The organism is Hyphomicrobium denitrificans ATCC 51888, assembly GCF_000143145.1.
Taxonomy (GTDB): Bacteria; Pseudomonadota; Alphaproteobacteria; order Rhizobiales; family Hyphomicrobiaceae; genus Hyphomicrobium_B; species Hyphomicrobium_B denitrificans.
In genome coordinates this window covers 3,434,303-3,459,084 of sequence record NC_014313.1, presented here as the reverse complement: position 1 = coordinate 3,459,084, position 24,782 = coordinate 3,434,303, and the positions used below count along the sequence as shown (strand labels likewise).

The 24,782-nt window shown below is 62.4% G+C and carries 24 protein-coding genes; 16 read left to right on the top strand and 8 right to left on the bottom strand.

The window, feature by feature from the left end:
- Positions 1-3: 3 nt before the first annotated feature.
- From hemW to rph, 5 genes are read right to left on the bottom strand one after another with little or no spacing between them, the layout of a single operon-like run.
- Positions 4-1,476 carry a radical SAM family heme chaperone HemW gene (hemW, locus tag HDEN_RS16775; RefSeq protein WP_245256673.1) on the bottom strand — a complete coding sequence of 491 codons (1,473 nt, stop codon included), beginning with the start codon at positions 1,474-1,476 and terminating at the stop codon, positions 4-6.
- Positions 1,425-2,315: an RdgB/HAM1 family non-canonical purine NTP pyrophosphatase gene (gene rdgB, locus HDEN_RS16770; RefSeq protein ID WP_013217342.1), complete on the bottom strand. Its 891-nt coding sequence runs from the start codon at positions 2,313-2,315 to the stop codon at positions 1,425-1,427. Before rdgB ends, hemW begins: the two co-directional genes overlap by 52 nt.
- A complete protein-coding gene (locus HDEN_RS16765; protein WP_013217341.1) occupies positions 2,315-2,749 on the bottom strand; it encodes a VOC family protein in 435 nt (144 codons plus the stop codon). The genes rdgB and HDEN_RS16765 overlap by 1 nt, the downstream gene beginning before the upstream one ends.
- Positions 2,734-3,159 (bottom strand): anthrone oxygenase family protein, encoded by a 426-nt coding sequence (locus tag HDEN_RS16760; protein ID WP_013217340.1) that lies wholly within the window; start codon positions 3,157-3,159, stop codon positions 2,734-2,736. Before HDEN_RS16760 ends, HDEN_RS16765 begins: the two co-directional genes overlap by 16 nt.
- Positions 3,160-3,183: 24 nt before the next feature.
- Positions 3,184-3,897: a ribonuclease PH gene (rph, locus tag HDEN_RS16755; protein WP_013217339.1), complete on the bottom strand. Its 714-nt coding sequence runs from the start codon at positions 3,895-3,897 to the stop codon at positions 3,184-3,186.
- Between the two features lie 126 nt (positions 3,898-4,023).
- Here rph and hrcA point away from each other — a divergent pair, with 126 nt between their 5' ends.
- The 11 genes from hrcA (at position 4,024) to rplS (ending at position 15,958) form a co-directional block, all read left to right on the top strand.
- Complete coding sequence (hrcA, locus tag HDEN_RS16750) at positions 4,024-5,115, top strand: heat-inducible transcriptional repressor HrcA (protein ID WP_041921709.1); 1,092 nt, start codon at positions 4,024-4,026, stop codon at positions 5,113-5,115.
- 126 nt (positions 5,116-5,241) lie between these two features.
- The gene (gene grpE, locus HDEN_RS16745; RefSeq protein WP_013217337.1) at positions 5,242-5,859 is read left to right on the top strand and encodes a nucleotide exchange factor GrpE; all 618 of its coding nucleotides are present in this window, start codon (positions 5,242-5,244) and stop codon (positions 5,857-5,859) included.
- A gap of 343 nt (positions 5,860-6,202) precedes the next feature.
- Positions 6,203-8,128 carry a molecular chaperone DnaK gene (dnaK, locus tag HDEN_RS16740; RefSeq protein ID WP_013217336.1) on the top strand — a complete coding sequence of 642 codons (1,926 nt, stop codon included), beginning with the start codon at positions 6,203-6,205 and terminating at the stop codon, positions 8,126-8,128.
- A gap of 152 nt (positions 8,129-8,280) precedes the next feature.
- Positions 8,281-9,441, top strand: a complete 1,161-nt coding sequence (dnaJ, locus tag HDEN_RS16735) for a molecular chaperone DnaJ (protein ID WP_013217335.1) — start codon at positions 8,281-8,283, stop codon at positions 9,439-9,441.
- 111 nt (positions 9,442-9,552) lie between these two features.
- Positions 9,553-10,152, top strand: coding sequence for an NADPH-dependent FMN reductase (locus HDEN_RS16730; RefSeq protein ID WP_013217334.1), 600 nt, complete (start codon positions 9,553-9,555; stop codon positions 10,150-10,152).
- 5 nt (positions 10,153-10,157) lie between these two features.
- Positions 10,158-10,853, top strand: a complete 696-nt coding sequence (gene pyrF / locus HDEN_RS16725) for an orotidine-5'-phosphate decarboxylase (protein WP_013217333.1) — start codon at positions 10,158-10,160, stop codon at positions 10,851-10,853.
- 145 nt (positions 10,854-10,998) lie between these two features.
- Complete coding sequence (locus tag HDEN_RS16720; protein ID WP_245256672.1) at positions 10,999-11,994, top strand: L,D-transpeptidase family protein; 996 nt, start codon at positions 10,999-11,001, stop codon at positions 11,992-11,994.
- A gap of 96 nt (positions 11,995-12,090) precedes the next feature.
- Complete coding sequence (locus HDEN_RS16715) at positions 12,091-12,378, top strand: DUF1330 domain-containing protein (RefSeq protein ID WP_013217331.1); 288 nt, start codon at positions 12,091-12,093, stop codon at positions 12,376-12,378.
- Positions 12,379-12,438: 60 nt separating this feature from the next.
- Entirely contained in the window at positions 12,439-13,170 is a 732-nt protein-coding gene (gene trmD / locus HDEN_RS16710) for a tRNA (guanosine(37)-N1)-methyltransferase TrmD (RefSeq protein ID WP_013217330.1), read from the top strand.
- Between the two features lie 207 nt (positions 13,171-13,377).
- Positions 13,378-15,051 carry a L,D-transpeptidase scaffold domain-containing protein gene (locus tag HDEN_RS16705; RefSeq protein ID WP_013217329.1) on the top strand — a complete coding sequence of 558 codons (1,674 nt, stop codon included), beginning with the start codon at positions 13,378-13,380 and terminating at the stop codon, positions 15,049-15,051.
- 211 nt (positions 15,052-15,262) lie between these two features.
- Positions 15,263-15,958 carry a 50S ribosomal protein L19 gene (gene rplS / locus HDEN_RS16700; RefSeq protein ID WP_013217328.1) on the top strand — a complete coding sequence of 232 codons (696 nt, stop codon included), beginning with the start codon at positions 15,263-15,265 and terminating at the stop codon, positions 15,956-15,958.
- 154 nt (positions 15,959-16,112) lie between these two features.
- On the opposite strand, the gene HDEN_RS16695 is transcribed toward rplS, so the two are convergent.
- Positions 16,113-17,276: an OmpA family protein gene (locus tag HDEN_RS16695; protein WP_013217327.1), complete on the bottom strand. Its 1,164-nt coding sequence runs from the start codon at positions 17,274-17,276 to the stop codon at positions 16,113-16,115.
- A 109-nt stretch (positions 17,277-17,385) separates the two neighbouring features.
- Between HDEN_RS16695 and map the strand changes: the two genes are divergently transcribed.
- Together map and radC are read left to right on the top strand one after the other, a co-directional pair.
- On the top strand, positions 17,386-18,219 hold the full coding sequence (map, locus tag HDEN_RS16690) for a type I methionyl aminopeptidase (protein ID WP_013217326.1): 834 nt from the start codon (positions 17,386-17,388) through the stop codon (positions 18,217-18,219).
- 12 nt (positions 18,220-18,231) lie between these two features.
- Entirely contained in the window at positions 18,232-18,996 is a 765-nt protein-coding gene (radC, locus tag HDEN_RS16685) for a RadC family protein (protein ID WP_013217325.1), read from the top strand.
- Here radC and HDEN_RS16680 read toward each other — a convergent pair.
- A complete protein-coding gene (locus HDEN_RS16680; RefSeq protein WP_013217324.1) occupies positions 18,993-20,297 on the bottom strand; it encodes an MFS transporter in 1,305 nt (434 codons plus the stop codon). The two genes, radC and HDEN_RS16680, sit on opposite strands and share 4 nt — an antisense overlap.
- Before the next feature lie 149 nt (positions 20,298-20,446).
- On the opposite strand from HDEN_RS16680, the gene trxB reads away from it, so the two are divergent.
- From trxB to leuC, 3 genes are all read left to right on the top strand, one after another.
- Positions 20,447-21,415 carry a thioredoxin-disulfide reductase gene (trxB, locus tag HDEN_RS16675; RefSeq protein WP_013217323.1) on the top strand — a complete coding sequence of 323 codons (969 nt, stop codon included), beginning with the start codon at positions 20,447-20,449 and terminating at the stop codon, positions 21,413-21,415.
- Between the two features lie 115 nt (positions 21,416-21,530).
- Complete coding sequence (locus HDEN_RS16670; RefSeq protein ID WP_013217322.1) at positions 21,531-22,418, top strand: LysR family transcriptional regulator; 888 nt, start codon at positions 21,531-21,533, stop codon at positions 22,416-22,418.
- Between the two features lie 111 nt (positions 22,419-22,529).
- Positions 22,530-23,936, top strand: coding sequence for a 3-isopropylmalate dehydratase large subunit (gene leuC / locus HDEN_RS16665; RefSeq protein ID WP_013217321.1), 1,407 nt, complete (start codon positions 22,530-22,532; stop codon positions 23,934-23,936).
- A 60-nt stretch (positions 23,937-23,996) separates the two neighbouring features.
- On the opposite strand, the gene HDEN_RS16660 is transcribed toward leuC, so the two are convergent.
- Positions 23,997-24,746 (bottom strand): N-acyl amino acid synthase FeeM domain-containing protein, encoded by a 750-nt coding sequence (locus tag HDEN_RS16660; protein ID WP_013217320.1) that lies wholly within the window; start codon positions 24,744-24,746, stop codon positions 23,997-23,999.
- Positions 24,747-24,782: the final 36 nt, after the last annotated feature.

Here is a 24,782-nt window from a genome sequence, read left to right as displayed (position 1 = left end):
TGTCTATGCGGCAGCCGGGACGAAGCCTTTGGAAAGCTCCGCCACGACCGCGTTAAGAACCAGCCGCCCGGCGCGTGTGACGCGAATGCGGGACGGCGAAGTTACGTGGGCAGCGAATGTCTCCGGCGCAAGCCCCGGTCCGGCGCAACCGCGAATGATGTCTCTGTCGTCGTCTTGCGCGAGAACAACGCCAGACCGCCCCGCGCTGGATGCGGCCACGACTTCCAGAAGTCCCATCGCGATGAGACCGCCAACGACATGCGCGGCAGGACGAACGCCGCCGAGCGCGGCGAGCTGATCGAGATCGACGCCCTCGCTCAGCCGCAATCCCATCAGCAGCATTTCGTCGGCCTGTTCTTCGAGCGTCAACACCGTGCTTTCGACGACGCCGGTTCCCGAGGCCTCCACCCGCTCCGCCCACGCTTCCGGATTGCGTTCCGTAACTGTTGCCGTGCGCTGCCCCTTGACGATGATGCGCCCGTGCGCGCCGGCGCCGATGCCGGCATATTCACCGTAACGCCAGTAGAGCAGATTGTGCCGGCTCTCGGAGCCTGGCCGCGCATAATTCGAAACCTCATACGCCGCGAGTCCGCGCGCCGCCGTCAGCTCGTCCGTGATTTCGTAAAGCGCACGCGCCGCGTCGTCGTCGGGAATGACGAGCTTGCCTTTCGCATGCAGTGCCGCGTACGCCGTATCGGGCTCGATCGTCAGCTGATAGAGCGACAGGTGATCGCCCGCCAGATCCAACGCTTCCGAAAGTTCCGCGCGCCACGCGTCAGGCGTTTGCTTGGGCCGCGCGTAAATCAGGTCGAAGGAAAATCGATCGAACGTCGAGTGCGCGACATCGAGCGCCGCCTTCGCTTCCGCAACGCTGTGAATGCGTCCGAGCTTGCGCAGCTCATCATCGCGCAGCGATTGCACGCCGATTGAGACGCGATTGACGCCCGCTTCGCGAAAACCGCGAAAGCGCGCGGCCTCGACGCTGTTCGGATTGGCTTCGAGCGTGATCTCGGCATCGGGCGCTATAGTCCAGCGCTTCGCGATGTGATCGAGAATGGCTGCCGTCGTCGCCGGCTGCATGAGCGACGGCGTACCGCCCCCGAAAAAAATGCTCGAAACCGTCCGCGCGCCGATCAGATCCGCAGTCGCGTCGATCTCGCGAACGTAGGCGGCGAGAAATCGCGCCTCATCCCAACCGCCAAAACGAACGTGGCTATTGAAATCGCAATACGGACATTTCTGCGCGCAGAACGGCCAATGCACATAAACCCCGAACGACGGAGCATCATCTCGCAGCCCGGACGACTGCAGATCACCCTTGCTCCGCGTGAGAAAGGATGACTCTCGACGCTCCGACTTCTCCCCTCTCTCCTGCGGGGAGGCGTCGGGGGTGGAGATTGCGGCAGGAGCTGTTAGCGCGTCCGTCATCGACCGTTCTGACTTGCCGCGAGCATCGCCTTTGCGAGTTGCCGCCATGCCGGTTCATCCGTCGCCGGTGCATCGTTGAGCCGCGCCGCAAGCGCATCGAGATAATCTGCGAGCGTCGTGTTCGCCCACTGACTTTCCTTGGCTTCGAGATCGGCCTTCAGGCGCTCGACAAACGACGCTACTTCAACGCGCGTCGAAAGACTGGCAGCCGCTGCCGAGAACGCAGCAAGATCTCGCGCATCCGTCGAGCCATCGCCCGCATTGTCACACTTTAAATGATCCAGCATCGCCGCCTGAAAAACGGCGAAGGCGCGCGTCCGGTGCGAGATCGCGTACTTCTCCGCGGGCTCCATTTCTCCGAACGTCTTGCTCTCGCCGTCCGCCACGAACATCGGATCGTATCCGAAACCGTTACCGCCGCGCGCCGGCCAGACGAGATGGCCGAAGACTTTGCCTTCGAAGATTTGCGTCTCGCCGTCAGGCCATGCAAGACACAGAACTGAAATGAAATTCGCCTTCGGGTGAGGCGGACCCCAGCCGTTGCGCACGCTGATTTCATCCGCGACCTTCTTCATCGCGATCCCGAAATCCTTGCCCGGTCCCGCCCAGCGCGCCGAATAGATCCCCGGCGCTCCGTCGAGGCAATCGACTTCGAGACCGGAGTCATCGGCGAGAGACGGCAATCCCGAACCTTCGGCTGCGGCCAAGGCTTTGAGCCGCGCATTGCCAGCGAACGTCGTCTCCGTTTCTTCCGGCTCCGACAGATTGAGATCGCCCGCAGAAATGGCGTTGAGACCATAAGGCGCGAGAAGCTGGTTGATCTCCCAAACCTTGCCCGGGTTGTGACTCGCGACGACAAGCTTCGATCCGTGCGTCAAGCGCCGCATCAGGAAATCCCCCAGATGCGCGCCTCGGCCAATTCGAGGCAGTTGCCAGCCGGATCGCGGAAGTAGATCGAATGCCCGCCCTTCGGCCATTCGAAATCGGCTTCGATTTCGACGCCCAATTCAGGGAGCTTCGAGCGCCAGACATCGAGATCGTCGGCTGTCACGCGGAAGCACACATGCCCCTCGCCTTCCATGCCATGCGGCGGCACCGGCAGCGCACCCGGCCTCGGCGGATGGCGCGTCGCCTCCGGATTGAAGATCAAAAGCATCTGCTCTCCACAACGAAAGAAGACATGCCGGCCGGGAACGACGGCGATCGGCTGCAGTCCGAGCACGCGCCGGTAAAACTCCTCGGTCGCGACCAGATCGCGTGCATAAAGCACCGTTTCGAGAATTGAGAGTAAGGGGGAGGCAACGCTCAGATCAGCACCCATAAGAATATCCCAGCACTCACCAAGCCGAGCCCTGTCCGCACGGCATGCAGTCGTCCCCATTTCTCGAGTAACGCCCGCGACGCCGGACCGGCCTGATCGACGACGGTCGCCTCGAGCACCCGGTTCGTCGGCATGATCGAAATGAACGTATAGGGCCAGTTGGCGAACAGCACGAGCGCTCCGAGCAACCATAGCCAATTGCCGGTGACGAGCCATTCGAGAACGCCGAGCACGGACCCAAGCAACGCCAGCGTCGCCTGCATCATCGCGCCGCGCGGGTAAGCGACGTGCCAGTGCGCCAGAGCCGGACCATCGCCCAGCTCCATGCGCGCCGGATGCTCGGCAACGCTGATGTAAAGCGCCGCTCCGGCGAACAGGCACGCAGCGACGAGTGCGAAGTTTCCGAACATGCTCGTTCCATCCGAGCGTCTGGTTTACCCGACCGTCAGCTTCTGCAATTGCACGAGTTCGCCAATACCCTTTTTTGCCAACGTCAGCAGATCGCCAAACCGCTCCTCGGTAAACGGCGTCGTTTCCGCCGTCCCCTGGATTTCGACGATCCCACCCGTGCCCGTCATGACGAAGTTGGAATCGGCGTCGGCGTTGCTGTCCTCGGCATAGTCGAGATCGAGAACCGGATCGCCTTTATAAATTCCGCATGACACGGCGGCGACATGGTCGCGCAAAACGCCGTCCTTCACCATGTCGCGCATTTTCATCCATTGGATGCAATCATGCAGAGCCACCCAGGCGCCGGTGATCGACGCTGTCCGCGTTCCGCCATCGGCCTGGATAACGTCGCAGTCGACCGTGATCTGGCGTTCCCCGAGCTTCGGCAGATCGACGACGGCACGCAACGCGCGACCGACGAGCCGCTGGATTTCCTGGGTTCGTCCCGACGGATGCCCGCTCGTCACCTCGCGCCGTGTCCGCTCGTGCGTGGCGCGCGGCAGCATCGAGTATTCGGCCGTGACCCAACCCCGGCCTTGACCCTTGAGCCACTGCGGCAGGCGCTCTTCGAGGCTTGCCGTGCAGAGGACATGCGTATCCCCGAATTTGATCAGGCAAGAGCCTTCGGCATGCTTGGACACGGCACGTTCAATCGAAACGCGGCGCAGCTCATCGGGCTTGCGTTTGGAGGGTCGCATAATGTTCCTGAAAACCTTGAAATTTCGCTGGAGGCTAAAGAAGTCGTCCCCGCCCTTCAACCCTAAAGCCCGAAACCCTGCAAGCCGATTTGACGGAAGCCATTGGCCTTCCTAGACTCTCAGGTCATGAAAATCGACGATCAGGCCGTGACGGCAGCCTTGCTTGACGGCAAAAGCCCGCTTCAGAAGCTTAACGAGCGCTCGCGCACGATCCTGCGGCGCATCGTCGAGAGCTATCTGGCGACCGGCGAACCCGTCGGCTCGCGCAACCTGTCGCGCGCTCTGCCGATCGCGCTGTCCCCCGCATCCATCCGCAACGTGATGTCGGACCTGGAGCAGCTTGGCCTTATCGTTTCGCCGCACACCTCCGCCGGGCGGCTGCCGACGCAGCTCGGGTTGCGGTTATTCGTCGACGGCCTGCTCGAGGTCGGCGACGTGACGCCGGAGGAACGCCGCCAGATCGAGACGCAGATCGCCTACCGCCGCGACAAATCCGTCGATCAGTTGCTGAGCGAAGCCGGCGAATTGATTTCCGGCCTTTCGCACTGCGCCGGCATTGTGCTCGCCGAAAAGCAGGTCGCGCGCCTGCGCCACATCGAATTCGTGCCGCTCGAACCCGGACGCGGCCTCGCCGTTCTCGTCGACGAAGACCAGAATGTCGAAAACCGCATCATCGCGCTGCCCGAGGGGCTGCCGCCGTCCGCGTTGCAGGAAGCCTCCAACTATCTCAACACGCACGTCCGCGGCATGACGCTCGCCGAGGCAAAGGTCGAGCTTGAGAAATCGCTGCACGTCGCCAAGGCCGAGCTCGATCAGCTCGCGCAGAAGGTCATCACCGCAGGCCTGGCGGAATGGTCCGGCGTTTCCGACGACCGCAAGAGTCTCATTGTTCGCGGGCAGAGCAATCTCTTGAAAGACGTGACCGCCGCCGAGGATCTCGAACGCATCCGCCAGCTGTTCGACGCATTCGAGGCGAAACAGGACATCGTCGAGCTGCTCGGCGCCTCCGACAGGGCGGAAGGCGTTCGCATTTTCATCGGTTCCGAGAACAAGCTGTTTTCACTGTCCGGATCGTCTCTGATCGTCGCACCGTTCCGCGATCAAACTCGTCACGTGGTCGGCGTCCTGGGCGTGATCGGCCCGACGCGGCTGAATTACGCGCGCATTATCCCGATGGTCGATTACACAGCGAAGCTGGTCAGCCGTCTCATTCCTTAAGGGTTCGTTGAGCGCCAGCGTCTACTGCGGTTCACGACCGCCTTGATTTTTCGGCCATTGCAGCCGATATCCCGGGACCCGTTCGTGTGCGCATCGGGTTCCCATCAATCCCAAGCGAAGAGAATCATGAGCGACGAGAACAAGCCGGTTGACGAGCCCATCGAGGACGCAGCGTCCGAGCACGGCGATGTAACGCCGGAACAGCTCAAGGCGATGGTCGCCGCTTTGCAGGCCGAGATCGACAACAAGACCGCTGAGGTCGCGGCCAAGCAGGACGCCTATCTGCGCGCCGTCGCTGAAACCGAAAACGTGCGCCGCCGCCTCGAAAAGGAAAAAGAGGAAACGGCGAAATACGCGATCTCGAAGTTCGCGAAAGATATTCTGACGGTCGGCGATAACTTCCAGCGCGCCATCGCTGCCGTGCCGAAGGACGCGCTCGAAGGCGATCCGGCGCTATCGGCGTTGCTTGATGGCGTCGTTCTCGCCGAACGCGACTATCGCGGCGCCCTCGAACGCCACGGCATCGTCGTCGACGATCCCGTCGGCCAGCCGTTCAATCCCCATCATCATCAGGCCGTGATGGAGCAGGAGAATCCTGACGTCCCGAGCGGCACCGTGCTGCAGGTTTTCCAGGTCGGTTATCTGATCGAGGACCGTTGCCTTCGCCCGGCGATGGTCGTCGTCTCGAAGGGCGGCCCGAAGGTCGCAAAACAGGACGTCAACGAACCACCTCCCGCGGCCTAACCGCTGCTGTGACGACGTTGCGCAGAGCCGCCGTCAGACGAAATCCGAGGGAATTCGTACTCTTGAAGCGCCATTTCGGATCAAATTATTCCTGACGAAATGGCCCAAAATCGAACGTGTTTGAGGGGAAAGGTTTGTGCTGGTAATCCGCGACCCGGTGGCCTTAAAGTTGATGTGCGGTTGCGCGGGTGAACCGTTGCACGCGAAAAACAGCTCCTTATATAACCGTCGGTCACACCATTGAAATCCTGGGGACCGGTGCTTTGAGCCCCTCGTGGGCGGGCACGTTGGATGCCAAACAAGGGTCCACCCGGTCTGCCGCAACTCAGAAGGATTGACGAGAATGTCTAAAGTAATCGGTATTGACCTCGGCACGACCAACTCATGCGTCGCTGTCATGGAGGGCGGAAAGCCGAAGGTTCTGGAGAATTCCGAGGGCGCGAACACGACGCCGTCCGTCGTTGCATTTACGTCCGACGACGAGCGTCTCGTCGGCTTGCCGGCCAAGCGCCAGGCTGTGACGAACCCCACGAACACCTTCTTCGCCATCAAGCGTTTGATCGGCCGCCGCTTCGACGACCCGGAGGTCCAGAAGGACGTTAAGCTGGTCCCGTTCAATATCGTTAAAGGTACCAACGGCGACGCCTGGGTCGAAAGCCACGGCAAGCAGTATTCCCCGCAGCAGATCTCTGCGTTCATCCTTCAGAAGATGAAGGAAACCGCCGAAGCCAAGCTCGGCGAGAAAGTCACGCAGGCCGTCATCACCGTTCCGGCGTACTTCAACGACGCTCAGCGCCAGGCGACCAAAGACGCCGGCAAGATCGCCGGTCTTGAAGTGCTGCGCATCATCAATGAGCCGACGGCAGCCGCGCTCGCTTACGGTCTCGACAAAAAGAAAGAAGCCAAGACCATCGCGGTCTACGACCTCGGCGGCGGCACGTTCGACGTGTCGATCCTCGAGATCGGTGACGGCGTCTTCGAAGTGAAGTCGACGAACGGTGACACGCACCTCGGCGGCGAAGACTTCGACATGGTGCTGGTCAGCTACCTCGCTGACGAGTTCAAGAAGGAGCAGGGCATCGATCTCCGCTCCGACAAGCTGGCTCTGCAGCGCCTGAAGGAAGCCGCTGAAAAGGCCAAGATCGAACTGTCGAGCGCCCCGCAGACCGAAATCAACCTGCCGTTCATCACGGCCGACGCTTCGGGTCCGAAGCATCTGACGATGAAGCTGACGCGCGCCAAGCTCGAAAGCCTCGTCGAAACGCTGATCAATCGCACGAAAGGTCCTTGCGAAAAGGCCCTGAAGGACGCTGGCCTGAAGGCTGCCGAAATCGACGAAGTCGTTCTCGTCGGCGGCATGACGCGCATGCCCAAGGTCCAGGAAGTCGTGAAGCAGCTGTTCGGCAAGGAGCCGCACAAGGGCGTCAACCCCGATGAAGTCGTGGCCGTCGGCGCCGCGATCCAGGGCGGCGTCCTGAAGGGCGAAGTCAAGGACGTGCTGCTGCTCGACGTGACCCCGCTGTCGCTCGGCATCGAGACGCTTGGCGGCGTGTTCACACGCCTGATCGATCGCAACACGACGATCCCGACCAAGAAGGGTCAGACGTTCTCGACGGCGGAAGACGGCCAGAACGCCGTGACGATCCGCGTGTTCCAGGGCGAACGCGAGATGGCTGCCGACAATAAGATGCTCGGCCAGTTCGATCTTCTCGGCATCCCGCCCGCTCCGCGCGGCGTGCCGCAGATCGAAGTGACATTCGACATCGACGCCAACGGCATCGTCCATGTGTCCGCGAAGGACAAGGCGACCGGCAAGGAACAGTCGATCCGCATCCAGGCATCGGGCGGTTTGTCCGACGCCGACATCGACAAGATGGTCAAGGACGCGGAAGCCCACGCGGCCGAAGACAAGCAGCGGCGCGAGGTCGTCGAGCTTCGCAACCAGGCCGAAGCGCTCGTCCACGGCACCGAGAAGTCGCTCAGCGAAAACGAGTCGATCCCGGCTGTCGCGGCGATCAAGGGTGACGTCGAAAGCGCCATCGCTGCCACCAAGACCGCGATTGCAGGTGAAGACGCCGAGGCGATCCGCTCCGCAACCACGGCTCTGACGCAGGTTGCGATGAAGATCGGCGAAGCCGTCTACACCGCCAAAGGCGGCGCGGCCGGCGTCGAAGGCGAGGAGCCATCTGCTGAGAAGTCCGCCGGCGGCGAAGACGTCGTCGACGCGGATTTCGAGGAAGTCAAAGACGATAGGAAGAAATCGGCTTAACGGCCGATCGACGTCTCATCGCCCTCGACACGCTGCGGAAATCCCTGCATAGGGTGCCGCTGGTGGGTCGAGGGCGAAAGAATATAACGCGGATATTCTGACGGGCGTACAACCGGCCCCTTTTTGCAAACAGGTCACAGAACAACAAAACCATGGCCAAGCGGGACTACTATGAGGTTCTCGGCGTCAAACGCGGCGCCACGGAACAAGAGGTCAAATCCGCGTATCGTAGTCTCGCGAAGGAATTCCATCCCGACCGCAACGCCGGCGACAAGGAAGCCGAGCGCCGCTTCAAGGAAGTCAACGAAGCCTACGAGGCGTTGAAGGATCCGCAAAAGCGCGCCGCCTACGATCAGTTCGGCCATGCGGCGTTTGAAGGCGGAATGGGCGGTCGCGGCGGACCGGGCGGATTCGGACCCGACTTCGCCTCCTCGATGTCCGACATTTTCGACGACCTCTTTGGCGAATTCATGGGCGGACGCCGCGCTGGCGGCGGCCAGGGCCGTGGCGGACGTTCCGGCCGCGAAGCCGGCGCCGATCTCCGCTACAATCTCGAAATCACCCTCAGCGAAGCCTTTGGCGGCAAGACCGCGCAGATCCGCGTCCCGGCCAGCGTCAAATGCGAGACCTGCTCCGGAAGCGGCGCGAAACCCGGCACCAAGCCGCGCACGTGCACGACCTGCGGCGGCATGGGCAAAGTTCGCGCCAGCCAGGGCTTCTTCACGATCGAGCGCTCCTGCCCAGCCTGTCAGGGCCGCGGTGAAACGATCGACGATCCGTGTGCGGATTGCGGCGGCGCCGGTCGCGTGCAGAAAGAGCGCACGCTTTCCGTCAACATTCCGGCGGGCGTCGAGGACGGCACCCGCATCCGTTTAGCGGGCGAAGGCGAAGCCGGACTTCGCGGCGGCACGCCGGGCGACCTCTACATTTTCCTGTCCATCAAGCCGCACGAGTTCTTCCAGCGCGATGGCGCCGACATCTTCTGCAAGGTGCCGATCGCGATGACGACGGCCGCCCTCGGCGGACAGATCGAAGTCCCGACGCTCGAAGGCACGACGACGCGGGTCAAAATTCCGGAAGGCACCGAAAGCCGCAAGCAGTTCCGTCTGCGTGGCAAGGGCATGCCGGTGCTTCGCGCCAAGGTCACCGGCGACATGTACATCGAGGTCGATGTCGAGACGCCGAAAAACCTGACGCGCCGGCAGCGCGAACTGCTCGAAGAATTCGAACGCGCGAGCCACAAGGAAACGAGCCCCGAAAGCGCCGGCTTCTTCTCCCGCGTTAAGGAATTTTTCGAGGGCAAGAGCGGCTGATCTGAGCGGCGCGCTCTTCAGCTGCGCGCCCGGTCCTATTCCCTAATCCTCAATCCCTCGGTACGGTCCGGCGCAATCCGCCGCCAATCCTACACGGACAGTTCTTTCTCCATGACAGCATCGACGAAGTCGGACCCTCGCCTGCTCTTCTTCGCGGGCAGCGCTCGCAAGAATTCGCACAACAAGCGCTTGGCGCGTCTCGCTGCTCAAATCGCTGAAGCAAACAGCATTCCGTCGACGTTCGCTGACCTCGCCGATTATCCGATGCCGCTTTACGACGGCGATTTCGAAGTGACCTCGGGTCAGCCCGAGAATGCTCATAAGCTGAAAAATCTGATGAAGGCGCACACGGGCATCTTCATCCTCAGCCCCGAGTACAACGCTTCCTTCACGCCGCTGCTGAAAAACGCCATCGACTGGATCAGCCACATTCGCGACGATGGCGAAGCCCCGATGGAAGTCTATCGCACGCGGGTGTTCGCGATCGGCTCGGCATCGCCCGGCGGCATGGGCGGCTTACGCGGCCTGTCGCAGCTTCGTCTGGTTTTGGAAACTGGCATCGGTGCGCTGGTGCTGCCCGATCAGTTCTTGCTCCCGCGCGCCGTCGACGCCTATGACGAGCACGGACACTTGAAAAACAAGGACCAGCAGGAGCAACTGAAAACGGTCATTCAGAAGCTCGCTCGCGCCGCCCGCGTTTTGCACGGATAAGCCCGATGACGGACGCCAAAGACAAACTCATCGTCGCCCTCGACCTGCCCTCCTACGACGAGGCGCGGGCGCTGGTTAATCGTCTTGGCGACACGGTGTCATTCTACAAGATCGGGCTCGAGCTTCTGTTTTCCGATGGCCTGTCGCTCGCGAGCGAGCTGAAGCAGGAAGGCAAGCGCGTCTTCCTCGATCTGAAATTTCTCGACATCGGCAACACCGTCGAGCGCGCCGTCTCTTCAGCCGCGGCACTCGGCGTCGACTTCGTCACAGTTCACGGACCCGATACGAAAACGCTGAAAGCCGCCGTGCGTGGACGCGGCGACTCTGAGCTGAAAATTCTCGCCGTGACCGTACTGACGAGCCTCGATCAAACCGACCTCGACGAACAGGGCATTCCGCTAACGCCCGGCGCCCTCGTGCTGAGCCGCGCCCGCATTGCCCACAACGCCGGCGTCGACGGTGTCATCGCGTCTGGACAGGAAGCCGCCGCCGTCCGCGCCAAGACCTCGCCGAGCTTCCTCATCGTCACGCCCGGCATTCGCCTGCCCGGTGGCGAGACCGGCGATCAGGCGCGCATCACGACGCCGGACGAGGCGATCCGCGACGGCGCCAACCACATCGTCGTCGGCCGCCCGATCAACGCCGCGAAAGATCCCAAGGCTGCCGCTGAAGCCTTCCTGGCTCGCATCGCAAGCGCCTGATCGCGCGCATAGCACGCACCATCGCCACATCCTCGCCAAGCTCTGACCACGCCCTGCGCACAGTCGCGATTTACCAAGCATTAACCGTCTGTGGGGCTAGGCTAAGCGCTAGTCCGGGGAACAGGTCACGCGGGGTTCACGGCAGATGTTGTGGCGTACAATGGAGCGGGCAAATTGGCTCGCTGCGGTTTTGTTTTTGCTGGGTACGCTCCCTGCGCTTCACGCCGCGCGCGCCGAGGAACAAGCCGCCGCCAAACCGCTTCCCGCCACGACCGAAGCCGCGCTCCTGATGAAAGAGATTGTGCCGGAAGCGCCGGTCTATATCCGCGTCTTCAAGGAAGAGTCGGAACTCGAAGTCTGGAAGGCGCGCCCGAACGGCCGCTACGCGCTCGTGAAAACATTCCCGATCTGCAACTGGGGCGGCACGCTCGGCCCGAAGCAGACGCAGGGCGACCGCATGTCGCCCGAAGGGTTTTACGCGGCGACACCCGGCGGCATGAAGCCCGACAGCAAATACCATCTCGCGTTCAACATCGGCTATCCGAATGCGCTCGACCGCGCGCTCGGACGAACCGGCGCTTACATCATGGTGCACGGCGACTGCCGCAGCGTCGGTTGCTTCGCGATGTCCGACAAGCTGATCGAAGAAATCTACGCTTTCGTGCGCGATGCGCTGGCGGCTGGCGAACCATCCGTTCCGGTGCACGTGTTCCCGTTCCGCATGACCGCTTCGAACATCAAGCGCCACGCCGACAATCCCGCACGCACGACCTGGGCTCCGCTGAAACAGGCCTACGACGATTTTGCCGAGACGCGGGAACCGCCGAAGGTCGGCATGTGCTCAAAGCGCTACGTCGTCAATTCGCTGACGCCGGTCGGCATGGACCCGAACGCCGCCTGCCCGACCTTGATCGGCAAACGCCTCGCACCGTTGTCGCCGCGCATGTCCAAGCGCCTCGCCAAGAACGATCCGAGTCTCGAAGCCCAGGGCAAGAAATTGAAATCGGCCGAAGCTTCATCCGGCATCGGCGGCTTTTTCACGAGCTTGAGCTGGGGCTCGACGACGGCGACCGTCAGCCGTCCGTCCCGCCAGAGCAGCGACGCCAGCCTCGGCGCCGTGCAGCCGCTGCTCAATCCCTGAGCCGCTGCGGTTTTCCGTCTTTCTGCCCACGGGTTGCCGAAGCCGCCTCGCACCGGCTATGCCACGGCGTTCGAACATCACAGCAGGAAGACCGCAATGCCGAAGGGATATGTCATCGCCCACGCCACCGTAACCGACCCTGAGAAGTGGGCGGCTTACGTCGCGAAATCGAAAATCGCGCTCGACAAGTACGAGGGCAAGCCGATCGTGCGCGGCGGCCGCCACGAGATCGTCGAAGGCAACGGCACCGCGCGCAACGTCGTCCTCGAATTCCCGAGCTACGAGCACGCCCACGGCTATGCGACGTCGCCGGAATACGCCGAAGCCAAAGCGCTCCGCCAGGGCGCCGGCACGCTCGACATCACCGTCGTCGAAGGCGTCTGATCTTTTCCGGTCATCCGAAGCCGATCGCATCGGATGACCACTTCACGCGAGGCTCCTGCGATGCCGCACTTTCCTTCGGGCGATGGCCGTCCGCCGTGGCGCGCGCTCGTGCTGACGCTGTTCCCGGACGCATTTCCGGGACCGCTCGGCGTTTCGCTCGCGGGCCAGGCGCGCGACGCCGGCATCTGGTCGCTCGACACGCTCCAGATCCGCGATTTCGGCCTCGGCAAGCATCGTCAGGTTGACGATACGCCCGCAGGCGGCGGTGCCGGAATGGTGCTGCGCGCCGACGTTCTCGGCCCGGCGCTTGATCACGCCTCAACGCTCTCGCCCGATGCGCCGCTGATCTACCTGTCGCCGCGCGGCACACCGCTGACGCAGAGCTTGGCGCGTAGTCTGGCCGAAGGCCCGGGCGTGACGCTGCTCGCCGGGCGGTTCGAAGGCATCGACGAGCGCGTCATCGCCGCCAAGGGGCTGAAAGAAGTCTCGATCGGCGACTACGTCCTCGCAGGCGGCGAGGTCGCGGCCATGGTCCTGATCGAAGCCTGCATCCGCTTGCTTCCGGGCGTCCTCGGCGCCAGCGAAAGCCTCACCAGCGAAAGCTTCGAGACTGGCCTGCTCGAATATCCCCAGTTCACGAAGCCGCGCGACTGGCAGGGCCGTGCCATCCCGGACATTCTGCTTTCCGGCGATCACAAGAAAATCGAGGCGTGGCGGCGGGAACAATCTGAGAAATTGACGGCCGACCGGCGGCCCGATCTGCTACACCCGCCGCACCAAAAGCGCTCCTAAAGCACGCCATCAAACCTTCGCCTTTGCATGGTCAGGATTTTCCTGGACAAATGCGTCTGGGGAAAGATTCGGGGCGCGCCCGTCGCGGCATATGCGGCGGGTCGCGCGAAAGTGCTTCCGGAAAAGTGGGAACCGGTTTTCCGATAAGAAGCACGACAAAACAAAGAGCTAAACGCCAGTGCGTGCGTGACCGATCGGGACGGGGCAATGGGGAACTTCAAGAGCATTCTGTTCGGCGCGGTTGCGGCTTTGGCAATGATCCAGCCAGCTTTCGCGGACCCAACGCCGAGCGAAACTTCGGCACAGGCAGCGCCTGCGCCCGCACAGCCCGAAGCAACGCCCGAAACGCAAGCAACCCCCGAAGCCACTTCAACGCCCGACGCCGTCGCGCCGGCGGCAGCCGCCGACGATCCGGTCCTCGGCGTCGCGCGCTCGAAGCTCGCCGCTGCGAAGGCATCCGACGACGAGCGCGAGAAAATGGATCAGACGGCGCTCACCGAATTTTACGCGGCGCGCCACGGCGACGGACTTTGGGTGACCGCGTCCGGCGTGAAACCCGAAACCAAAGCCCTCATCACCGAAATCGAAAACGCCAACGCCTACGGTCTCGACGCCAGCGCCTTCAAACTTCCGATGCTCGAAAACGGCGCGCTGACCGCGACCGACACCGACACGCTGGCCGATGCGGAAATCCAGTACTCGACAGCAGCCCTGCAATACGCGCGCTTCGCGCGTGGCGGACGCATTCCCGACCCCGCCGAAATGCTGACGACCGAATTCGACCGCCGTCCGCAGTGGATCGACCCCGCAACCGTGATCAAGGCTCTGGCGGACTCGCACGAACCCGACGCTTACCTACGCAGCCTGCATCCGCAACAGCCGCAGTTCGAAAAGCTGCGCCAGCTCTACGTGACGATGCTGCCCGCCAACGGGAACCTCGCGAAGCTCAGCCCCGCCGCCAAGCGTCTTCGCGCCAACATGGAGATGTGGCGCTGGATGTGGCCCGACATGGGCGACTTCTACGTGCTGAACAACATCCCCGAGTTCATGCAGTACGTTTACAAGGACGGCGAAATCATTCGCTCCGCCAAGATCGTTGCAGGCGAAGTCGATAAGAAATCGACGATTTTCTCGCGGCCTTTAAAATACGTCGTGCTTCGCCCGGCATGGCGCGTGCCGGAAAGCATCATGGTCAACGAGCTGTGGCCGAGCCTCATTCGCGGCGGCGGGCTCATGCGCCAGTATGGCCTTCAGCTCCAGACCAAGGACGGACGCCGCGTCGACTGGCGCCAATATGATTGGTCGTCGACCGACATTCGCAACTTCATCGTGCTCCAGCCGCCCGGTCCGAAGAGCGTCCTCGGCCGCGTGAAGTTTTCGTTCCCGAGCCAGCACACGATCTTCATGCACGACACGCCCGACAAATGGATGTTCCGTCCCGCCCAGCGCACGCTGAGCCACGGCTGCCTGCGCGTGCAAAATCCGATGCAGCTCGCCGAAATGGTCTTGAAGGAAGACAAGGGCTGGGATGCCGCCAAGATCGCCGAGCTCGATCGCTCGGGTCCCCTCAACAACGAGGTTCCGATCTCGAAGGAAATCCCGATCCACCTCGTCTATTTCACCGCCTGGGTCACGGACGACGGCAAACTGAAAACCTTCAACGACGTCTACGGCCACGAAAAGCGCGTGACGCTGGCGCTCGACGGGCAATGGTCGAAAATCAAGAAGGGCCGCAATCACCTCGCGCCGGTCGAGCCGAGCTTCAATCCGGCCGCGGTCGCTTCCAAGTCTCGCGGCCGCGACACTGCCACCGCCACCCGGCGCTCCGCGCAAACGAACGCGACGCTCGGGGACATCATCGGCAGCGCCTTCGGGCTCTGAGGCTGAGGCTGGAAACGTCGCGTTAAGTCTTGCGCGACAAACCATCGGAGCGCCCCTTTCCACTCGACAACGGGGGGCTCTTCGAGTATCAGCGGGGCCAACAAGACTTCCCCTCAAACGGGTAGCCCATCAGGGGCTTGCATGACCGGCTCGGTCGAAATACCGCCAGCCGATCCTCTGCGTCATCAAAAAACGAAACGGAATCAACAAGATGAATATTATCCAACAGCTCGAACGCGAGCAGATGGACGCCGTCCTTTCCAAGCGCGGCATCCCTGAATTCGGCCCCGGCGACACCGTTAAGGTGATGGTCAAGGTCATCGAGTCGGCCGAAGCCGACCCGAAAGACAAGAAGAAGAAGGTCGAGAAAGAGCCGACCGTCCGCTTCCAGGCCTATGAAGGCGTCGTGATTGCCCGCTCGGGCGCCGGCCTCAACGAGAACTTCACGGTTCGCAAGATTTCTTACGGCGAAGGCGTCGAGCGCGTTTTCCCGATCTACTCACCCTACATCGCCGAGATCGAAGTCCTCCGCCGCGGCAAGGTCCGCCGCGCGAAGCTCTATTATCTCCGCGGCCGCCGCGGCAAAGCCGCCCGCATCTTCGAGCGCACGGACGCGCGCGCACGCCGTCTCAACGCGGCTTGGAAGGGCTTCAAGAAGCCGAAGGGCGAGGCCGATGATCTGACCCGTATCAACGGCATCGACATCGACCTGCAGAACCGCCTGAAGCATCTCAACTGCTACAAGATCGAACAGATCGCCAACCTGTCGGACGAAGACATCGCCAACATCGATGAGACGCTGAACCTCAAAGGCGCCATCGAGAAGCAGGATTGGATCGGCCAGGCGCAGCGCCTCGTCGCCGAACTCACGGCCGCTGAAGTTCCGGCTGAGGAAGCCAAGGAATAAGTCGGCTGATCTGAAATCGACGTCCAAGGATGAAGCGCCGGATCTCGTGTCCGGCGCTTTCTTTTTGCGCCCTTGGGCAAACGCAGGACTGCGATAGCCAAAAGAAAAGCGGCGGCCGATGAAGCCGCCGCATCTCAGTCTTTCATCGCGGCCTTTACTGACCCGAAAGCACGAACTCGACACGCCGGTTGAGACGGCGGCCTTCCGGCGTTTCATTGTCGGCGACCGGATCGTCCTCACCCTTGCCGACAGCCGTCAGCTTCGACGCTTCGACCCCCGCTTTCGTCAGGAAATCGACGATCTTCTTCGCGCGAAGCTCGGACAGCATCTGGTTGCCCTCCGATGAGCCGACGCTGTCCGTAAATCCGCGAACCTCGACGACGACACCGGCACAAGCCTTCAGCGCCGTTACGAGGGCCGACAACGCGGTGCGGCTCGCCGGAGCGATGGCAGCGCTGTCCTCATTAAAGCGCAGCGTCGCGGCCTTGGCATTCGTTGCAACCGTTTCGCGGCATGCTTCCCCTGAGGGTGCCGCTGCTTCCGATGCCGCCGGCGCAGTGGCGGCGTTGTAGTCGGGATTCATTTTTGCAGGTTCCGCCCAGGCCGGGTTATTCGGAGCTGCGCTGCCTCCGTAATAGTCTGTCGTGGCCTTGCCACCGGTCGGAGGCGGTGCTGCGTCTTCCTCGGCCGGAGATGCAGCAGCAGCCGGAGCTTCCGTTGCCGCTGGCTGAGCCGTCTCCGCAGGTGCGGCCGGCTCGCTCGAATAGTCCGGGTTCATCTTGGCCGGAGCGGCCCACGCCGGATTCTGCGGCGACGGCGATCCGCCGTAGTAATCCGTTGTCGCTGTCCCACCCGTTGGAGGCGGAGACGTATCCTCGGCCGTCTGAGTTGCAGCCGCTTCGCCGGATGTTTCGCTTCCCGATGGCGCTGCCTCAGCTGCGTCATCCGACGCGGCGGGCGCGTCCGACGAGTTCGCCGCGTAGTCGGGGTTGAACTTCGCCTCAGCCGCCCACGCCGGGTTTTCAGCTGCCGCGCTGTCGCCGTAGAAATCGGTCGTCGCCTGACCGCCGGTCGCCGGAGGCGCGGAGTCGTCCTGCGCAACCTTGATCGTCGCCCGGGTCGTTCCCGAACTGAACTGAACAGCGCCGTCGCGCATCAGCTGCGGCAGTGGACTGGAAGTGGATTGCACGCGGGTCGCGTCACGAGCGCTCAGCATCTCGACCGTCGTCGTCGCATGCCCTATATTTACGCTCGCGAATTGAAACATCAGCCCGACGCAAGAGACCCCTCCAAGGAGAGGCGCACGGAATTGCAACATGGGTTTTCCTCCTGTGCTCGCGGCGCCCTTGGCAAAGGCGCTCTTTTATAGCGGGATAGTTTGGCACTAAATTGCAGTCGCAGCCATATAAGTTCCAGTCCGGAGCAACATGTCGAACGTTGAAGTAAATAGAAGCGCCACGCGCGACGGCAAAATCCCGCTCCATGATGCGGAAGCCTTTGCTGCAATGCGCAAAGCCGGACGGCTTGCCGCCGAAGCGTTGGATATGCTTGTTCCCATCGTGCAGCCCGGCGTCACGACGGCTGAGATCGACGATCTGGTGCTCGCCTTCGCCCTCGATCATGGCGCACTGCCGGCGACGCTCAACTATCGCGGATATCGCTACGCGACGTGCACCTCGATCAATCACGTCGTCTGTCACGGCATGCCCAACGACAAGCCGCTGCGTGTCGGCGACATCATCAACATCGACGTCACATTGATCGTCGACGGCTGGCATGGCGACACCAGCCGGATGTATTCCGCTGGTGAAGTCTCGCGCCGCGCCCAACGCTTGATGGACGTGACGTACGAATCCCTGGTGCGCGGCATCGCGGTCGTTAAGCCGGGCAACACGACCGGCGACATCGGCGCCGCGATCCAGACCTTCGCCGAAGATGAGCGCTGCAGCGTCGTTCGCGACTTCTGCGGCCACGGACTTGGGCGCGTCTTCCACGATCGCCCGAATATCCTCCACTACGGCGAACCGGGCGAAGGCGTGATCCTGGAACCGGGCATGCTGTTCACGATCGAGCCGATGATCAATCTCGGCAAGCCGCACGTCAAAATTCTCGCCGACGGCTGGACCGCGGTCACGCGGGATCGCGAGCTGTCCGCACAGTTCGAGCACACGGTCGGCGTCACCGAAACGGGATGCGAAATCTTCACCGCGTCGCCCGCCGGTTACGACTTCCCGCCTTACAAGTTGCGCGCCGCCGCCTGACGGACATAGCCGATGTCGCACTCGAACGGGTCTGGCGACGATAAGGCAAGTGCCGCGGAGCAGGGCGCGCTGTTCGGCGGCGCGCCGCTCAAAACAAAAAAAGCCGTCGACGACAAGGCCGGACATCGCGGGCGCTTGCGCGAGCGATTCACGAACGGCGGCGCGGATGCGGTGCCCGACTACGAGCTTCTCGAGATGATCTTGTTTCGGGCGTTTCCGCGCATCGACACGAAGCCGATCGCGAAACGCCTGCTCGCTCGCTTTGGCTCGTTTGCGGAAGTCGTCTCGGCCCCGCCGGATCGCCTGAAGGAGATCGAAGGCGTCGGCGACCGTGCCGTCCAGGAACTGAAGCTGATCAAGACGGCGGCAGAACGCCTGACCAGGGGCGAGATCAAATCGCGCCCCGCGCTGTCATCCTGGAGCGGCGTCCTCGATTATCTCCGCCTCGCGCAAGGCTTCGAAGATCGCGAGCATTTTCGCATTCTCTTCCTCGACAAGAAGAACGCGCTGATCGCCGACGAAGTCCAGGGGCGCGGAACCGTCGACCACACGCCCGTCTATGTCCGCGAAGTCGTGAAGCGGGCGCTCGAACTGTCCGCAACCGCGATCATCCTGGTGCACAATCATCCGTCGGGCGATCCAACGCCGTCGCGCGCCGACATCGACGTCACGAAGCAGATCATCGATGCCGCGAAACCGCTGGGCGTCACTGTCCACGACCACGTCATCGTCGGCCGCCACGGCCACGCCAGCCTCAAGGCATTGCGATTGATCTAAGGACCTTCGCTTTTATTGATCGCACTGTCGTTGCGCGTGTCGCGCATCGTTGCGTAGACGACGAGCGAGAGGCCGATGCAGATCGTAACGTACCAGAAAAAGTCCGTCTCGCGTCCGGCCTGCTTCAGCCAGAGCGCGATATATTCGGCCGTGCCGCCGAACAGCGCCACCGTCAGCGCATAGGGCAATCCAACGCCCAGCGCTCGCACTGAAGTCGGAAACAGCTCCGCCTTCACGACGGCGTTGATCGCTGTGTAGCATGATACGATCGCGAGCCCAGCCAAGATAAGAAAAAAGGCTGTAAGCGGATCTTGCGTCGATTGAATTGCAGTGAGCAGCGGCACTGTAAACAGGACGCCGAGCACGCCGAACGTGATCAGCACGGGACGTCGTCCGATCTTGTCCGAGATCGCGCCGACGACGGGCTGCATCAGCATGTAGACGAACAACGCGGAAGCCGAGATCAGCGTCGCGGTATCCTTCGAAAACCCCGACGTGTTGACCAGAAATTTCTGCATGTAGGTCGTGTAGGTATAGAACGCGAGCGTGCCACCGAGCGTCAATCCGACGACGATCGCGACTTCCCTCGGATGCGCGAACAGAGCCTTGAGCGAGCCCTCACGCCGCTTTGAGCGATGGAACGCTTCCGTCTCGGCGAGATCCCGCCGCATGACGTAAGCGACGACGGCAAGAGCCGCGCCGATCGCGAACGGAATGCGCCAGCCCCAGGCATCGAGTTCGGCCGGAGTCAGAACGAATTTCTGCAGCACGACCAGAACCAGCATGGCCGCGAGCTGCCCGCCGATCAGCGTCACGTATTGGAAGCTCGAATAGAAACCGCGCCGCTCGGCTGTCGCCATTTCGGAAAGATAAGTGGCGCTCGTGCCGTACTCGCCACCGAGGCTCAGACCTTGGATCATCCGCGCCACAAGCAGGATGATCGGCGCCGCGATGCCGATCGTCGCGTAGACGGGTGTAACGGCGAGCAGCGCCGAACCGAAACACATCAGCAGAACCGACGTCGTCAGCGCCACACGCCGGCCGTGGCGGTCCGCCATGCGCCCGAACAGCCATGCCCCAATCGGACGCATCAGGAACCCGACTGCGAAGATGGCGGCCGTGTTGAGGAGCTGCGCCGTCTGATCGCCTGCCGGAAAGAATGCCTTTGCGAAGTAAAGCGAGAACGCCGCGTAGACGTAAAAATCGTACCACTCGACCAGATTGCCGGAGGAGCCGATCAGGATGGCCCTGATTCTCTCTCGCATTCCGAGCACCGGCGGCGCTGTCGGCTGCTCGTTCATCCAATCAGACTCCCGGTTTTGCACCAAAATAGGCCAGCGGCTCTCCGCGCACGCCTGACGGATGCCCCTATTGCCGCGCCGGCCCTGCCTGTCATTGACGATCCGATCCCGCGTCCCCTAATTATCTGCCCTTCCCGGAGCTTTGAACCATGACCAAGAAACCGCACCATTCCAAGGTGATCGTCCTCGGCTCCGGCCCGGCCGGATACACGGCAGCCATCTACGCGGCCCGCGCCATGCTCGCTCCGACGCTCATTCAGGGCTCCCAGCCCGGCGGCCAGCTTACGATCACGACCGATGTTGAGAACTATCCCGGTTTTGCCGAGCCGATCCAAGGCCCTTGGCTGATGGAGCAGATGCAGGCGCAGGCCGAGCACGTCGGCACCAATATCGTGATGGACCAGATCAACAAGGTCGATCTGCGCGCTAGGCCCATCCGCCTCGAAGGCGATAGCGGCGACATCTACACGTGCGATGCGCTGATCATCTGCACCGGCGCCCAGGCGCGTTGGCTTGGTCTGCCGTCGGAAGCGCATTTCCAGGGGCACGGCGTCTCCGCCTGCGCCACCTGCGATGGCTTTTTCTACAAGGGCAAGGATGTCGTGGTCGTCGGTGGCGGCAACACCGCCGTCGAGGAAGCGCTGTTTCTGACGAACTTCGCCAACAAGGTGACGCTCGTCCATCGTCGCGATTTTCTGCGCGCCGAAAAGATCCTGCAGGAGCGCCTGTTCAAGAACCCGAAGATCGAGGTCATCTGGGATAGCGCCGTCGAGGAAGTCGTCGGGACGACGACGCCGAAGTCCGTCACAGGCGTCGTTCTGAAGAACGTCAAAACCGGCGTGACGTCCAAAATTCCGGCGGACGGATTTTTCGTCGCCATCGGTCATGCGCCAGCGACCGAGCTGTTCAAAGGCCAGCTCGAGACGACGCCGTCTGGCTACCTGATTACGGCGCCCGACTCGACGGCAACGGCGATTCCGGGCGTGTTCGCGGCAGGCGACGTCAAGGACGAGGTTTTCCGTCAGGCTGTGACGGCGGCAGGCATGGGATGCATGGCCGCGCTCGAAGCCGAACGGTATCTCGCCAAAGTCGAAGCCCAAGCGGACGCAGCCGAATAACGCCTCGACTGACCAACACTGCATTGTAACGTGACCGTGTTTCGCTAGACTTCGCCGCCGCTTCAGAGCCGCGCCCGATCGGGTGCAACATGGCCAATTACCGAAAGCGTTGAAGATGGATTGGGACAAACTGCGTATTTTCCACGCGGCAGCGGAGGCCGGCAGTTTCACGCATGCCGGCGAGCAGCTGCACATGAGCCAGTCCGCAGTCAGCCGCCAGATCTCGGCCCTCGAAGCGAACCTCAAGGTCACGCTCTTTCATCGTCACGCCCGCGGCCTCGTTCTGACGGAACAGGGCGAACTTCTCAATCGCACCGTCGCCGAGGTGTTCGCGAAACTTCAGACCGCCGAAACGCTGCTGTCGGACTCGACCTCGAAACCGTCGGGCGATCTGCGCATCACCGCGCCGATCGGCTTCGGTACGATCTGGCTGACGCCTCGGCTGCAGGAATTCGGCGACCTCTATCCCGAAATCCGCGTCGAGCTGATCCTCAACGACGACCAGGTCGATATCGGCATGCGTGCCGCCGACGTTGCGATCTGGACGCGCGAGCCGGAACAGGCCGACCTGATCCGCCGTTCGCTGTTTGAAAGCCGGGTTCGCGCCTTCGCGTCCGCCCAGTACCTGCGCAAGCACGGAACGCCGAAAACGCTGGCCGAACTCGATCAGCACCGGATTATCGCCTACACGGGCATTCCGGCGCAGCACCTCGACGCCATGTCGTGGATCGAGAAGGCCGGGCGTGAAGGAGCGGCGCCGCGCGAGGCTGCGCTCAGGGTCAACAGCGTCGTCGCGATCAAGTACGCCATCCAGGCCGGCATCGGCATCGGCATGATCCCCGACTACATGAGCGACGAGCAGTCGGACCTCGTGCCCGTCTTGGCCGAATTCGAGCAGCCCTCGCTGAACCTGATCTTCGCCTACGCCGAGGAATTGAAAGCCTCGAAAAAAGTCCAGCTTTTGCGCGACTTTCTGGTATCCAAGATCAGCCGGTTTCGGTAAACCGCGAAGCTTTCCTGATCGAACCTGCGACGACGGCTTATTTGCGCAAATGCCGGTCTGACGCTATCTAACCGGTTTCACCGTCCGACGCCCGCTAAGGCCCATAAAAACATGGCAAAAACGCTTTACGATAAAATCTTCGACGATCACGTGGTTGAAAAGTCCGAGGACGGAACATGCCTCCTCTACATCGACCGCCACCTCGTCCACGAGGTCACGAGCCCGCAGGCGTTCGAAGGGCTGCGCATGACCGGACGTAAAGTCCGCGCGCCCGAGAAAACCCTCGCCGTCGTCGACCACAACGTCCCGACCACCGACCGTACGAAGGGCATCGCCGACGAGCAGAGCCGCGTCCAGGTCGAAACCCTGGCGACGAACGCCCGCGACTTCGGCATCGAATACTACAACGAGCTCGATAAGCGGCAGGGCATCGTCCACGTCGTTGGACCCGAGCAGGGCTTCACGCTGCCGGGAACGACGATCGTCTGCGGCGACAGCCACACCTCGACGCACGGCGCGTTCGGCGCGCTCGCGCATGGCATTGGCACCTCCGAGGTCGAGCACGTGCTCGCCACCCAGACGCTGATCCAGAAGAAGGCCAAGAACATGCGCGTCGTCGTCGACGGCGTCGCTCCGCACGGCGTCGGCGCCAAGGACATCATCCTCGCCATCATCGGCGAAATCGGCACCGCCGGCGGCACCGGCTCCGTCATCGAATACGCCGGAGACGCCATCCGCGCGCTGTCGATGGAAGGCCGCATGACCGTCTGCAATATGTCGATCGAGGGCGGCGCCCGCGCCGGCATGATCGCGCCGGACGAAAAAACGTTCGCCTTCATCAAGGATCGCCCCAAGGCGCCGAAAGGCATGGCTTGGGACATGGCGATGAAATACTGGGAAACGCTGGGCTCGGACGACGGCGCGCACTTCGATCGCGAAATCCGTCTCGATGCCGCGAAGCTGCCGCCGATCGTCTCCTGGGGCACGAGCCCCGAGGACGTGACCGCGATCACCAGCGTCGTGCCGAATCCCGCCGACGTCGTAGACGAGAACAAGCGTGCCTCGATGCAGCGCGCGCTCGACTACATGGGCCTCGCGCCGGGAACAAAGATCACCGACATCCCGCTCGACGTCGTCTGGATCGGCTCCTGCACCAACGGCCGCATCGAAGACCTGCGCGCCGTCGCAAAAATCGTCGATGGCAAGAAGATCTCGTCACGCCTCGCCTACGCGATGATCGTGCCGGGTTCGGGCCTCGTCAAAGAGCAGGCGGAAGCCGAAGGTCTGGACAAGATCTTCAAGGCAGCGGGCTTCGAATGGCGCGAGCCCGGATGCTCGATGTGCCTTGGCATGAACCCGGATCAGTTGAAGCCGGGCCAGCGCTGCGCCTCGACCTCGAACCGCAACTTTGAGGGACGTCAGGGCTACAAAGGCCGCACGCACCTGGTTTCGCCGATCATGGCCGCCGCAGCCGCGCTCGAAGGCCACTTCGTCGACGTCCGGAGCTGGCAGGCTTAATCAATCATACGGCGATGGCGGCCGGCTTTCCGCAGGAGAGTCGCCGTCGCCCAACAAAAACTACACCGCGATCTTGATCTCTTCGGCCTGATCGGCGCGGCCCAGCGTCCGTCCGATCGAGTTCTTCATGCTGGCGACCTCTTCTTCCGTGATCTTGAAGAAGCGGTTCTGCAGCCGCTGGCGCATGCGCGCCTGCTCCAGGCTGCCGCCGAGCAGCGTGATCTTGAAATCGCCGGGCGGATAGAACGCCGGCTCGCCGATCTGCTGGAAGCCCAGCATATAGCGATAGAACTTGACCCAATCGGGCCGCGTCGCAATCAGCAGCATCGAGACACCCGTCGCCAGCGCCGCCGTCAGCGATGCCCGGACGAGAAACGCATAAAGCGTCGTCCGGTAAGACACATTGGCGATGTCCGGCTCGATCGAGAGCCTCGAAATTTCAACGAAGCCGTGGCTTTGCGAGCGATGCATATCCCTCAGCGCCGGATAGTGCGAGGCGCAGGGAAGCGAAGCGACGGACTGTGGAAGCGAGAAGCAGAGGCGCACCGTCCCCACGATACGTCCGCTATCGTAGACGCCGAACAACACGGTCGTCGCGAGCGTATCGAAGTGATCCGAGTATTCGCCGTCGGCCTTGTCGATGTCGTAGCCGATGGCCGTATAAGCGCGGCCCCTGAGCTGTAGAGCTTCGCGAATGTCTTTTTCGTCTTCGAGAATGCGCAGTTCGAAGGAATTGCTGTTACCGTGCCACGAGCCCTCTTCGATCGGCATAGACTCCTGCCGTGGGCGAAACGCGAGCGTCTTCGACATCAAATTCTCTCAACCAGTTATGGCAAACGGCCCACA

What these genes read in the sequence shown, in the direction of transcription:
- hemW (WP_245256673.1), bottom strand. Translation starts at nt 1,476, where the DNA reads ATGGCGGCAACTCGCAAAGGCGATGCTCGCGGCAAGTCAGAACGGTCG.
- rdgB (WP_013217342.1), bottom strand. Translation starts at nt 2,315, where the DNA reads ATGCGGCGCTTGACGCACGGATCGAAGCTTGTCGTCGCGAGTCACAAC.
- HDEN_RS16765 (WP_013217341.1), bottom strand. Translation starts at nt 2,749, where the DNA reads ATGGGTGCTGATCTGAGCGTTGCCTCCCCCTTACTCTCAATTCTCGAA.
- HDEN_RS16760 (WP_013217340.1), bottom strand. Translation starts at nt 3,159, where the DNA reads ATGTTCGGAAACTTCGCACTCGTCGCTGCGTGCCTGTTCGCCGGAGCG.
- rph (WP_013217339.1), bottom strand. Translation starts at nt 3,897, where the DNA reads ATGCGACCCTCCAAACGCAAGCCCGATGAGCTGCGCCGCGTTTCGATT.
- hrcA (WP_041921709.1), top strand. Translation starts at nt 4,024, where the DNA reads ATGAAAATCGACGATCAGGCCGTGACGGCAGCCTTGCTTGACGGCAAA.
- grpE (WP_013217337.1), top strand. Translation starts at nt 5,242, where the DNA reads ATGAGCGACGAGAACAAGCCGGTTGACGAGCCCATCGAGGACGCAGCG.
- dnaK (WP_013217336.1), top strand. Translation starts at nt 6,203, where the DNA reads ATGTCTAAAGTAATCGGTATTGACCTCGGCACGACCAACTCATGCGTC.
- dnaJ (WP_013217335.1), top strand. Translation starts at nt 8,281, where the DNA reads ATGGCCAAGCGGGACTACTATGAGGTTCTCGGCGTCAAACGCGGCGCC.
- HDEN_RS16730 (WP_013217334.1), top strand. Translation starts at nt 9,553, where the DNA reads ATGACAGCATCGACGAAGTCGGACCCTCGCCTGCTCTTCTTCGCGGGC.
- pyrF (WP_013217333.1), top strand. Translation starts at nt 10,158, where the DNA reads ATGACGGACGCCAAAGACAAACTCATCGTCGCCCTCGACCTGCCCTCC.
- HDEN_RS16720 (WP_245256672.1), top strand. Translation starts at nt 10,999, where the DNA reads ATGTTGTGGCGTACAATGGAGCGGGCAAATTGGCTCGCTGCGGTTTTG.
- HDEN_RS16715 (WP_013217331.1), top strand. Translation starts at nt 12,091, where the DNA reads ATGCCGAAGGGATATGTCATCGCCCACGCCACCGTAACCGACCCTGAG.
- trmD (WP_013217330.1), top strand. Translation starts at nt 12,439, where the DNA reads ATGCCGCACTTTCCTTCGGGCGATGGCCGTCCGCCGTGGCGCGCGCTC.
- HDEN_RS16705 (WP_013217329.1), top strand. Translation starts at nt 13,378, where the DNA reads ATGGGGAACTTCAAGAGCATTCTGTTCGGCGCGGTTGCGGCTTTGGCA.
- rplS (WP_013217328.1), top strand. Translation starts at nt 15,263, where the DNA reads ATGAATATTATCCAACAGCTCGAACGCGAGCAGATGGACGCCGTCCTT.
- HDEN_RS16695 (WP_013217327.1), bottom strand. Translation starts at nt 17,276, where the DNA reads ATGTTGCAATTCCGTGCGCCTCTCCTTGGAGGGGTCTCTTGCGTCGGG.
- map (WP_013217326.1), top strand. Translation starts at nt 17,386, where the DNA reads ATGTCGAACGTTGAAGTAAATAGAAGCGCCACGCGCGACGGCAAAATC.
- radC (WP_013217325.1), top strand. Translation starts at nt 18,232, where the DNA reads ATGTCGCACTCGAACGGGTCTGGCGACGATAAGGCAAGTGCCGCGGAG.
- HDEN_RS16680 (WP_013217324.1), bottom strand. Translation starts at nt 20,297, where the DNA reads ATGAACGAGCAGCCGACAGCGCCGCCGGTGCTCGGAATGCGAGAGAGA.
- trxB (WP_013217323.1), top strand. Translation starts at nt 20,447, where the DNA reads ATGACCAAGAAACCGCACCATTCCAAGGTGATCGTCCTCGGCTCCGGC.
- HDEN_RS16670 (WP_013217322.1), top strand. Translation starts at nt 21,531, where the DNA reads ATGGATTGGGACAAACTGCGTATTTTCCACGCGGCAGCGGAGGCCGGC.
- leuC (WP_013217321.1), top strand. Translation starts at nt 22,530, where the DNA reads ATGGCAAAAACGCTTTACGATAAAATCTTCGACGATCACGTGGTTGAA.
- HDEN_RS16660 (WP_013217320.1), bottom strand. Translation starts at nt 24,746, where the DNA reads ATGTCGAAGACGCTCGCGTTTCGCCCACGGCAGGAGTCTATGCCGATC.